This window comes from Allobosea robiniae (assembly GCF_900102525.1).
Classification (GTDB): domain Bacteria; phylum Pseudomonadota; class Alphaproteobacteria; order Rhizobiales; family Beijerinckiaceae; genus Allobosea; species Allobosea robiniae.
The window spans coordinates 404,583-413,987 of record NZ_FNBZ01000004.1 but is presented as its reverse complement, the minus strand read 5'-3'; the positions used below and the strand labels follow the sequence as shown (position 1 = coordinate 413,987).

12 protein-coding genes are annotated in these 9,405 nt (G+C 66.4%); 1 reads left to right on the top strand and 11 read right to left on the bottom strand.

The window, feature by feature from the left end; all coding sequences use genetic code 11:
• Positions 1 to 78 precede the first annotated feature (78 nt).
• From BLQ70_RS13815 to hisF, 4 genes are all read right to left on the bottom strand, one after another.
• Positions 79 to 525, bottom strand: coding sequence for a YqaA family protein (locus BLQ70_RS13815; RefSeq protein ID WP_091857471.1), 447 nt, complete (start codon positions 523 to 525; stop codon positions 79 to 81).
• Positions 525 to 1,496, bottom strand: coding sequence for a type I pantothenate kinase (coaA, locus tag BLQ70_RS13810; protein WP_061971187.1), 972 nt, complete (start codon positions 1,494 to 1,496; stop codon positions 525 to 527). Before coaA ends, BLQ70_RS13815 begins: the two co-directional genes overlap by 1 nt.
• Positions 1,497 to 1,578: 82 nt before the next feature.
• Entirely contained in the window at positions 1,579 to 1,899 is a 321-nt protein-coding gene (locus tag BLQ70_RS13805; RefSeq protein ID WP_091857470.1) for a phosphoribosyl-ATP diphosphatase, read from the bottom strand.
• 1 nt (position 1,900) lies between these two features.
• Positions 1,901 to 2,665, bottom strand: coding sequence for an imidazole glycerol phosphate synthase subunit HisF (gene hisF / locus BLQ70_RS13800; RefSeq protein WP_061971185.1), 765 nt, complete (start codon positions 2,663 to 2,665; stop codon positions 1,901 to 1,903).
• Between the two features lie 99 nt (positions 2,666 to 2,764).
• Between hisF and BLQ70_RS13795 the strand changes: the two genes are divergently transcribed.
• On the top strand, positions 2,765 to 3,565 hold the full coding sequence (locus BLQ70_RS13795; protein ID WP_082617674.1) for a transporter substrate-binding domain-containing protein: 801 nt from the start codon (positions 2,765 to 2,767) through the stop codon (positions 3,563 to 3,565).
• 70 nt (positions 3,566 to 3,635) lie between these two features.
• Here the strand turns inward: BLQ70_RS13795 and hisA are convergent, their stop codons facing one another.
• The 7 genes from hisA to argB all read right to left on the bottom strand — a co-directional run bounded on the left by hisA (position 3,636) and on the right by argB (position 9,344).
• Positions 3,636 to 4,370 (bottom strand): 1-(5-phosphoribosyl)-5-[(5-phosphoribosylamino)methylideneamino]imidazole-4-carboxamide isomerase, encoded by a 735-nt coding sequence (gene hisA, locus BLQ70_RS13790; protein ID WP_170843418.1) that lies wholly within the window; start codon positions 4,368 to 4,370, stop codon positions 3,636 to 3,638.
• Positions 4,358 to 5,014 (bottom strand): imidazole glycerol phosphate synthase subunit HisH, encoded by a 657-nt coding sequence (gene hisH, locus BLQ70_RS13785; RefSeq protein WP_091857466.1) that lies wholly within the window; start codon positions 5,012 to 5,014, stop codon positions 4,358 to 4,360. The genes hisA and hisH overlap by 13 nt, the downstream gene beginning before the upstream one ends.
• A complete protein-coding gene (locus BLQ70_RS13780) occupies positions 5,011 to 5,499 on the bottom strand; it encodes a DUF2628 domain-containing protein (RefSeq protein WP_091857464.1) in 489 nt (162 codons plus the stop codon). The genes hisH and BLQ70_RS13780 overlap by 4 nt, the downstream gene beginning before the upstream one ends.
• A gap of 9 nt (positions 5,500 to 5,508) precedes the next feature.
• On the bottom strand, positions 5,509 to 6,096 hold the full coding sequence (hisB, locus tag BLQ70_RS13775; RefSeq protein WP_091857462.1) for an imidazoleglycerol-phosphate dehydratase HisB: 588 nt from the start codon (positions 6,094 to 6,096) through the stop codon (positions 5,509 to 5,511).
• A gap of 95 nt (positions 6,097 to 6,191) precedes the next feature.
• Positions 6,192 to 7,388 (bottom strand): O-succinylhomoserine sulfhydrylase, encoded by a 1,197-nt coding sequence (metZ, locus tag BLQ70_RS13770; protein ID WP_091857460.1) that lies wholly within the window; start codon positions 7,386 to 7,388, stop codon positions 6,192 to 6,194.
• Between the two features lie 116 nt (positions 7,389 to 7,504).
• A complete protein-coding gene (locus BLQ70_RS13765; protein WP_091857458.1) occupies positions 7,505 to 8,245 on the bottom strand; it encodes a pyrimidine 5'-nucleotidase in 741 nt (246 codons plus the stop codon).
• Between the two features lie 202 nt (positions 8,246 to 8,447).
• Complete coding sequence (gene argB, locus BLQ70_RS13760) at positions 8,448 to 9,344, bottom strand: acetylglutamate kinase (RefSeq protein WP_061971004.1); 897 nt, start codon at positions 9,342 to 9,344, stop codon at positions 8,448 to 8,450.
• Between the last annotated feature and the right edge of the window lie 61 nt (positions 9,345 to 9,405).

The window sequence follows — 9,405 nt, the reverse complement described above, 5'->3', positions numbered from 1 at the left end:
TGGTTTCGCAAATGCCGGCTGTGCGCCTCCGGGATGGCGGAGCCACATGCCGGAGGCGTCGTCGAGGTGGCGCCCGGTTCAGGCGAGACTGGCCCAACCCGCCCAGAGTGCCGCGTAGCGCCCGGCCTTGCCGATCAGGACGAGGACGGTGAAACGCCAGAACGGATAGTTCAGGGTGCCCGCCGCGAAGGTCAGGGGGTCGCCGACCAGCGGCAGCCAGGCGAGCAGCAGGGACGGCCAGCCGAATCGGGCGAACAGGTCCTGCGCCTGGACGAAGCGCTTCGGATCGGGCCGCAGGCGCGCCGGCAACCTGTCGACGCCATGGCGCGCGATCAATCGGCCGAGCCACCAGTTCAGGATCGAACCGGCGGTGTTCGCGAGACTCGCGGTCAGGAACAACGCGAGCGGATCGACGCTTTTCGCCGCGAGCAGTCCGACGAAGACCGCTTCCGATTGCGCCGGCAGCAGGGTCGCGGCGACGAAGGCCGCGCCCGCCATGGCGGCGAGCGCGCCGAAGGCTTCCATCAAAGCCGTCGCAGCGCGACCTGCTGGATGCGATGGCTCGCGCCCTTGGTCAGGATCAGGCTGGCGCGCTGGCGGGTCGGCAGGATGTTGTCCTGGAGGTTCGGCAGGTTGATCCCGGTCCAGAGCTTCTCGGCGATGGCGAGCGCCTCCTCCTCGCCGATCTCTGCATATTTGCGGAAGAACGAGCGCGGGTCGCGGAAGGCCGTCTGGCGCAGCGTCATGAAGCGGTTGACATACCAGCGATGCAGGTCGTTCTCGTCGGCATCGAGATAGACCGAGAAGTCGAAATAATCGGAGACGAAGGGGATGACGGTGCCGTCCTTGGGCATCCGGCTCGGCTGCAGGACGTTCAGTCCTTCGAGGATCAGGATGTCCGGCCGCTCGACCGTCACCGTCTCGCCTGGCACGACGTCGTAGACGAGGTGCGAATAGACCGGCGCGCTCACCCGCGGCTTGCCGGCCTTGACGTCCGAGAGGAAGCGCAGGATCGCCGCGCCGTCATAGCTCTCCGGGAAGCCCTTGCGCTGCATCAGCCCGCGCCGCTCCAGCTCGGCATTGGGCAGGAGGAAACCGTCGGTGGTGACGAGTTCGACCTTGGGCGTGTTCGGCCAGCGCGAGAGCAGCGCCTTGAGCACGCGCGCCGTGGTCGACTTGCCGACCGCGACCGAGCCGGCGACGCCGATGACATAGGGTACCTTCGGCTCGGACTCGGCCATCAGGAAGCGCTGCGTCGCCTTGAACAGCCCTTGCGTCGCCGCGACATAGAGCGAGAGCAGCCGCGACAGCGGCAGGTAGATCGCGACGATCTCGTCGAGCGAGATCGGATCGTTGATCGATTGCAGCTTGGTCAGGTCGTCGACCGAGAGCGTCAGCGGCTGGTCGGCGCGCAGATGGGCCCACTCGTCGCGCGAGAACAGGCGATAGGGCGAGACCAGGTCGCGCTCCGGTGTCGGGATGAGGCGCTGGTCCATGACGCGGCCCGCAATCCAGGCTTCGAGGTTCAAGGGAGGGTCATCCTGCGAGGTCCGTCCTCACGCAACTTAAACCGGCTGATTACCGGGGTCTGGCCGCCTTTTCCGCCAGTCCGGAGCGGGCCGTGCGAGTTTCAAGCTGGCTCAAGACGTCCCGCAATGCAACATCGCGCGACTTGAGCACGACCAAAAGATGATAGAGCACGTCCGCGCTTTCGGCGATCAGCTCGGCGCGGTCGCCCTTCACGGCGGCGATGACGGCCTCGACCGCCTCTTCGCCGAATTTCTTGGCCGCGCGCTCGGGCCCGGCGGCGAGCAGCTTCGCCGTCCAGGATTCCTCGGGCGAGGCGGCGGCGCGCTCGGCGATGCGGGCTTCGAGATCGGAGAGGGTGAAGCCAGCCATCTCAGTCCTGCCTCATCCGGAGGCCGGCTTCCGCCATATGTGCCTTGGCCTGGCCGATCGTGTAGGTGCCGAAATGGAAGATCGAGGCGGCCAGCACCGCCGAGGCATGGCCTTGCGCGACGCCGGCGACGAGATCGTCGAGATCGCCGACGCCGCCCGACGCGATCACCGGGACCGGGACCGCATCCGCGATCGCCCGCGTCAGGCCGAGATCGTAGCCGACCTTGGTGCCGTCGCGGTCCATCGAGGTGACCAGCAATTCGCCGGCACCGAGCGAGACGACCTCGCGGGCGAAGGCGACGGCCTCGATGCCGGTGGCGTTGCGCCCGCCATGGGTGAAGATCTCCCAGCGGCCGGGCGTCACCTGCTTGGCGTCGATCGCGACCGTGATGCATTGCGCGCCGAATTTCTCGGCCGCTTCCTTGACGAACTGGCGGTTGGTCACGGCGGCGGTGTTGATCGAGACCTTGTCGGCGCCCGCGAGCAGCAGCGCCCGGATATCCTCGACCTTGCGCACGCCGCCGCCGACGGTGAGCGGCATGAAGCAGGCTTCGGCCGTGCGGGTGACCACGTCGAACAGGATGCCGCGATCCTCGTGGCTCGCGGTGATGTCGAGGAAGCAGAGCTCGTCGGCGCCGGCCGCGTCATAGGCTTTGGCGGCCTCGACGGGATCGCCGGCATCGACGAGATCGAGGAACTTGACGCCCTTGACGACGCGGCCGTCCTTGACGTCGAGGCAGGGGATGATGCGGGTCTTCAGGGTCATCGGCGGCAACGCGGTCCTGCGGGCGCAGGGTGGATTGATCGCGAACCGCAACCCTGCTCTGCTGGCGGCGACTGATAGCAGTCCAAAGAGGGGAGTTCCATGGCTATTGCATCGATGATTCGCCGGGCTGGCGTCGCGGCCGGGCTGGCTTTTGCCGTTACCGCTGTCGTCGCCTCGGGCGCGCGGGCGCAAACCGCGCCGAGCCTGCTCGACACCGTCCAGAGCCGCGGCGCGCTGCAGGTCTGCACCACCGGCGACTACAAGCCCTTCACCCTGGCGAAGGACGGCTCCTTCGAGGGCATCGACATCGAGCTGGCGAAATCGCTCGCCAAGGCGCTCGGCGTCGAGGCCAAGTTCGTCCAGACGAAATGGGCCGATCTCCTCACCGATATGGGCTCGGGCAAATGCGACGTCGCGATGGGCGGCATCTCGGTGACGCTCGACCGGCAGAAGAAGGTGTTCTTCTCCTCGCCCTATCTCGTCAACGGCAAGGCGCCGATCGTGCGCTGTGCGGACAAGGCGAAATTCCAGACGGTCGCCGATATCGACAAGCCGGAGACCCGCGTCATCGTCAATCCCGGCGGCACCAACGAGCGCTTCGTGCGCGCCAATTTCAAGCATGCCAAGATCGAGGTCTTCCCGGACAACGTCACGATCTTCAACGAGATCCTCGCGGGCAAGGCCGACCTGATGATCGCCGAGTCGATCGAGGTGAAGGTGCAGGAGAAGGCCAAGCCCGGCCTCTGCGCCGTCAATCCCGACGAGCCTCTGCAATATGGCGAGATGGGCTACATGCTTCCGCGCGGCGACGCGACCTTCAAGGGCTTCGTCGACCAGTGGCTGCACCTCGCCAAGGCCACCGGCGAATTCGCGAAGATCTACGACCAGTTCGTGCGCTGATCGACAACCACTCCGCAGTCATCCCGGGTCTGCGCTTCGCTTTCCTGGGATGACCTGCGTGGAATGAAAATTACGCCGCCAGCCGCTTCAGCGCCGCCGCCGGATCGATGCGCCCGTCATAGAGCGCCCGGCCCGTGATCGCACCTTCGAGGATCGCGGCATCATCGGCGCAGAGCCGCTCGATATCGGCCATCGAGGCCAGCCCTCCGGAGGCGATCACCGGAATTGAGACGGCCTGGGCGAGCGCGATCGTGCCCTCCCAGTTGATGCCTTGGAGCATGCCGTCGCGGGCGATGTCGGTGTAGACGATAGCGGCGACGCCGGCATCCTCGAAGCGCCGGCCGAGATCGGCAGCCGCCAGCGAGGAGGTCTCGGCCCAGCCTTCCACAGCCACGAAGCCGTCTCGCGCGTCGATTCCAACCGCGACCTGCCCTGGAAAGGCCTTTGCCGCCTCGCGCACGAAGCCGGGATCACGCACCGCCGCCGTGCCGATGATGACGCGGCGGATGCCCTTTTCGAGCCAGCCGGCGACCGTCTTCATGTCGCGGATGCCGCCGCCGAGCTGCACCGGAAATTCGACGCGCTGCAAGATCGCCTCAACGGCCGCCGCATTCATCGGCTTGCCGGCGAAGGCGCCGTCGAGATCGACGACATGCAGCCACTGGAAGCCTTGCGCCTCGAAATCGGCGGCCTGCGCGGCCGGGTCGTCGTTGAAGACCGTGGCCTGCGCCATGTCGCCCTGCTTCAGCCGGACGCAGCGGCCTTCCTTCAGGTCGATCGCGGGGAAGAGGATCATGGTGCCCAGCTCAGGAAATTCGTGATGAGCTTCAGCCCCAGCTTCTGGCTCTTCTCGGGGTGGAATTGCGTGCCGGCGACGTTGCCATGTGCGACCATCGCGGTCACCGGCCCGCCATGCTCGGTCAGAGCCAGCACGTCCTGCGGGCGTTCAGCCGCCAGCGCATAGGAATGGACGAAATAGGCGTGCAGCCCCTGCGGGCCGGTCTCGATGCCGTCCAGCAGCGGATGCTCGTCCTGCTTGTGCAGGGTGTTCCAGCCCATATGCGGGATCTTGAGGGCGTCGTCCGTCGGCTTGATCAGCGTGACGTCGCCCGGAATCCAGCCGAGGCCCTCCGTCACCGTGTATTCCAGCCCGCGCGAGGCGAGGAGCTGCATGCCGACGCAGATGCCGAGAAAGGGCCGGCCCTTGCCCCGCACCACCTCCTCCAGCGTCTCGACCATGCCGGGCACGGCATCGAGCCCGCGCCTGCAATCGGCGAAGGCGCCGACGCCCGGCAGCACGATCCGGTCGGCCGCGCGCACGATGTCGGTGTCGCTGGTGACATGGATGGTCGAGGGAATCCCGGCTTCCGCCGCAGCCCGCTCGAAGGCTTTCGCGGCCGAGTGCAGGTTGCCCGAGCCGTAATCGATGATTGCAACGCTCTGGCTCATCGGCCCCGGGCCTCCGGGAACAGGCCGATGATGGGCAGCGGCCCGCTTGGCCGCGCTGCAGCGGCGGGAGTGGCGGCCTCGACGCGCGGCAGCGTGGTTTCGCCGGCGAGCGCCCGCTCGAAATAGCGGCGCTCGGCCTCGGCCAGGTTGCGGGCCTCGACGACATCGGTGAGCCGCCAGCCCTGGCGGGTCAGCTTGCGAAGGACGAGGTTATGGCCCTCGATGCCGAGGAACAGCGCGATCGACCAGTAGATCAGCGAGAGCGCGCTGGCATGCAGGCCGAAGCGGCTGTTCAGCCAGATCAACAGGCCCCAGACCAGCACGAACAGCAGCGTCGCCAGCCAGAGCCGCTTGCCCAGCAGCCAGAGGCCGGTGAACAGGAAGGCGCCCCAGGCGAAACGCTCGGGGACGAGCCGTGCCCGTTCAATCTCCTCGCGCCGGTCGCTTCCGTCGGGCGGCGGCGTCATGACGGTGTAGAATGCCATCGAGACCTCCTACAGCGCGCCCTTGGTCGAGGGGACGCGGTCGCCCTCGCGCGGATCGACATCGAGCGCCTGCCGCAGCGCCCGCGCCAGCCCCTTGAAGCAGCTTTCGGCGATATGGTGGGCGTTGTCGCCGTAGAGCGTCTCGACATGCAGCGTGATGCCGGCATTGATCGCGAAGGCCTGGAAGAACTCGCGCACCAGCTCGGTGTCGAAGGTGCCGATCTTCTGCGCCTTGAATTCCGTGCGGAAGACCAGGAACGGCCGGCCGGAGACGTCGACGGCGACGCGGGTCAGCGTCTCGTCCATCGGCAGATGCACGTCGGCATAGCGGCGGATGCCCTTCTTGGTGCCGAGCGCCTGTTTCAGCGCCTCGCCCATGGCGATGCCGGCATCCTCGACCGAATGGTGGTCGTCGATATGCGTGTCGCCCTTCACCTTGACCGAGAGGTCGATCAGCGAATGGCGGGCGAAGAGGTCGAGCATATGGTCGAAGAAGCCGACGCCGGTGGCGATCTCGGCCTTGCCGGTGCCGTCGATCAGGAGCGAGACCGCGATATCGGTCTCGTTGGTGCGGCGCTTCACTTCGCCCGAACGCATGCTGGCCTCTCAAGCCTTGGCGGGAAAGGCCCCGCTTTAGCAGGGGCGGGCGGGGATGGCCACTGGTGAAGGCCCGAACCAGCCCCGCGGCCGGCTCAAACCTTCGCCAGCGCCTGTTCCAGGTCAGCGATCAGGTCGTCATGGTGCTCCAGCCCGATCGAGAGGCGGATCAGCCCGTCGCTGACGCCCATCGCGGCGCGCACTTCCGGCGTGAAGCGCTGATGCGTCGTCGTCGCCGGGTGGACGATCAGGCTCTTGGCGTCGCCGAGATTGTTCGAGATGCGGATCAGCTTGCAGGCGTCGAGCAGGCGATAGGCGCCGGCCTTGCCGCCGGGAACCTCGAAGGCGATCATGGTCGAGGGGCCGCTCATCTGGCGCTTGATGATCTCGGCCTGCGGATGGCTCTTGTGGCCGGGGAAGATCACCTTGGTCGGCTTGCTCTGCGCCGCCAGCCAGTCGGCGACCTTGGTCGCGTTCTCAGCCTGTTTGCCGACGCGCAAAGGCAGCGTCTCCAGCGCCTTCAGCATCACCCAGGCATTGAAGGGCGAGAGCACCGGGCCGGTCTGGCGCAGGAAATTCTGGATATCGGCCTCGATCAATTCCTTCGAGCCGAGGATCAGCCCGCCGAGGCAGCGGCCCTGGCCGTCGATATGCTTGGTCGCGGAATAGACCACGATGTCGGCGCCGAGCTCGAGCGGGCGCTGGAAGAGCGGCGTGGCGAAGACATTGTCGACGACCAGCCTGGCGCCGGCCTCCTTCGCCACCTCTGCGATGGCCGCGATGTCGAGCACTTCGAGCGTCGGATTGGCCGGCGATTCCAGGAAGAACAGCTTGGTGTTGGGTCGGACTGCCTTGCGCCAGGCCTCGATATCGGAGCCCTCGACCAGCGTGGTGTCGACGCCGTAGCGCGGCAGGTGATCCTCGATGATGTAGCGACAGGAGCCGAACAGCGCACTTGCCGCGACCACGTGGTCGCCGGCCCGCACCGGCGCCATCATCGCCGCTGTCACGGCCGCCATGCCGGTCGCGGTGGCGCGGCAGGCCTCGGCGCCCTCGAAGGAGGCCATGCGCTCCTCCAGCATCGCCGTCGTCGGATTGCCGAGCCGGCCGTACTGAAAACCGGGATCGGTGTTCAGGAAGCGGCCTTCGGCCTGCGCGGCGTTGTCGTAGACATGGCCCTGCGTCAGGAACAGCGCTTCCGACGTCTCGCCGAACTGCGATCGCAGGATGCCGTCATGGACGAGGCGGGTCTCGGGGTGCAGCTTGGCTGCGGCTTTGTCCGGTGCCGGCATGGAACTCTCGATCCGTTCTTTATAACGGACAGGAGCAGTATCAGCTCGCAGAGGGTTCGTAAAGAAGAACGAAATTTCCTTTGGAAGGAACCTGAGCCGGAGGAAATGCCTCTCGATCAGCCGTGCCCGTCGCCGAGGCGTCCGAGCGGCCTGAGGAAGCCGGTGAGATCGGCCGTGACATGGTGGACATGCCCGGCATCGATGGCGGCCTGCTCCCAGGCTTCCCGGAACGGATCGGGCGTCTTGGGGATGATCAGCACGGTCTTCATGCCCAATGCGCTCGGCACGATCAGGTTCTTCTCGATATCCTCGAACATCGCCGCGCGGCCGGGATCGACGGAGTGCTTGGCGAGAAAATTCTCATAGGTCGCGCGCTCGGGCTTCGGCAGGAATCCGGCATGGACGATGTCGAAGATATCCTCGAACTGGTCGAGGATGCCGAGCTTTCCGGCGACATTCTTTGCGTGGCCGACGGAACCGTTGGTCAGGATCAGCTTGCGGCCCGGCAGCGCCGCGAGCGCCGCTCCGAGAGCCGGGTCCGGCTCGAGCAGCGTCAGGTCGATATCATGGGCGAAATCGAGGAATCGGTCGGGGTCGATCTGATGCTCTTCCATCAGCCCTTTCAGGGTCGTGCCGTAGCGATGGTAATAATACTGCCGCAGCGCGTGCGAGGACAGGCCGTCGAGCCCGAAAAGGTCCTGCAGGAACAGCGTGATGCGCTCGTTGACTTGCGGCCAGACGCGGCTCTCATGCGAGTACAGCGTGTTGTCGAGATCGAAGATCCAGTGATCGACATGGGCGAAGCCTTCCGCCGTCAGGGGCGGGGTCGCGGCAGGGGTATCGGCAAGAATTGTCATTGGACTCCGTGATGTGGCGAGCCGGAGTCTGCGCCGCAAGTGCTTGGCGGGGGCTTAATCGCGGGGGCTCTTTAAACTCTCGACGCGGTCATCCCGGACAAGCGGCGAAGCCGCGCAGATCCGGGATCCATGCCTGACCGTTCCGGCATGGATCCCGGGTCTTCGCTTCGCTACGCCCGGGATGACCGCGTCAGGGTTTCCCTCAACGCCGGATGATCGTGCCGGCGCCGGTATCGGTGAAAAGCTCGATCAGCGCGGCGTGCGGCACCTTGCCGTCGAGGATGACGACCGCCTCGACGCCCTTTTCCAGCGCGTAGATGCAGGTCTCGATCTTCGGGATCATGCCGCCGGAGATGGTGCCGTCGGCGATCAGGTGGCGGCATTCCTCGACCGTGAGCTCCGGGATGAGCTGCTTGTCCTTGTTCAGCACGCCCGGCACGTCGGTGAGCAGCAGCAGACGCTTGGCGTTGAGCGCCCCCGCAATGGCGCCGGCAAAGGTGTCGGCATTGACGTTGTAGGTCTGGCCGTCGGCGGCGGCGCAGACCGGCGCCAGCACCGGGATCAATTCAGCCTTCAGCACCGCGTCGAGCACGGTGGTGTTGACCTTCTCGGGCTCGCCGACGAAGCCGAGGTCGAGGATTTCCTCGATCTTGGAATCGGGATCGACGACGGTGCGGGTCACCTTGCGGGCGGTGACCATATTGCCATCCTTGCCGCAGAGCCCTATGGCGCGCCCGCCCTCGCGGGTGATGTAGCCGACGATCTCCTTGTTGACCGAGCCGGCCAGCACCATCTCGACGACCTCGACGGTCGCCTCGTCGGTGACGCGCAGGCCCTGCTTGAACTCGGACTGGATGCCGAGCTTCTTCAGCATCGCCGCGATCTGCGGGCCGCCGCCATGGCAGACGACCGGCTTCAGGCCGGACTGCTCGAGCAGCACGATGTCTTCGGCGAAATCCTCGGCGGTCGCCGCGTCGCCCATGGCGTTGCCGCCATACTTGATGACGATGATCTCCTGGTCGTAGCGCTGCATATGCGGCAGGGCCTGCACCAGAAGCTCGGCGGATTGCGACGGCGTCAGATGGGGATGGTCGGTCATTCGGGCAGGCTCCGCGCGGCCGCAAGGACAGATGCGGGGCGCTTCTAGCTCAAGATCGACC